Genomic DNA, 668 nt, shown 5'->3' on the forward strand with positions numbered 1-668 from the left:
ATTGAGAATGTGCCACCAGCGACAATCGAGAGGATGCGTCGCCAGTGGCAAGAGTAATAAAATAGACTCGAAGCATTACTGGCCGCGTCCATCAATCATTACGATAAGCGTTTTGCTCATGATAGAAAGATCCATCGTGATCCACGAGTAAAACGACCCAAGGCTTAGTGCATAGCTGTGGTCAAAACCAACTTTTCTTCTCACGTCTTCAATGCAAGCATCGTAACCTTGGTTTACTTGCGCCAAGCCTGTAATACCTGGCAGTACGCCGTATGTGCGCTCTACAAAGTAGGGAATTTCATCTTCCAACTTTTGATAAAAGGCAGGTCGCTCAGGGCGAGGGCCAATCATAGACATTTCACCTTTCAATACATTGAATAGCTGCGGTAACTCATCGAGACGAGTCTTACGTAAAAATCGGCCGACCGGGGTAATGCGTGGATCATTTTCGGTTGCCCAAACGGCACCTGAGCGTTGTTCTGCATCGATGTACATCGTGCGAAACTTCATGATTTGAAACAGATCCATCTTCTCTGGTGTGCAGCGACCAACACGCAGTTGACGATAAATCACTGGGCCTTTTGAGCTGACCTTGATGGCAAGAGCAATGAACGGAAACAGTGGCGCGGTTACTAGCAGAATCAACAGCGCAACCATTACATCAAACG

At 47.2% G+C, this 668-nt stretch carries 1 protein-coding gene; it reads right to left on the reverse strand.

All coding sequences use genetic code 11. The features are described 5' to 3' along the window. Positions 1–75: 75 nt before the first annotated feature. The gene (locus R7040_RS27015) at positions 76–657 is read right to left on the reverse strand and encodes a sugar transferase (protein WP_411978217.1); all 582 of its coding nucleotides are present in this window, start codon (positions 655–657) and stop codon (positions 76–78) included. Positions 658–668 lie beyond the last annotated feature (11 nt).

The organism is Vibrio sp. 1069, from assembly GCF_033340555.1.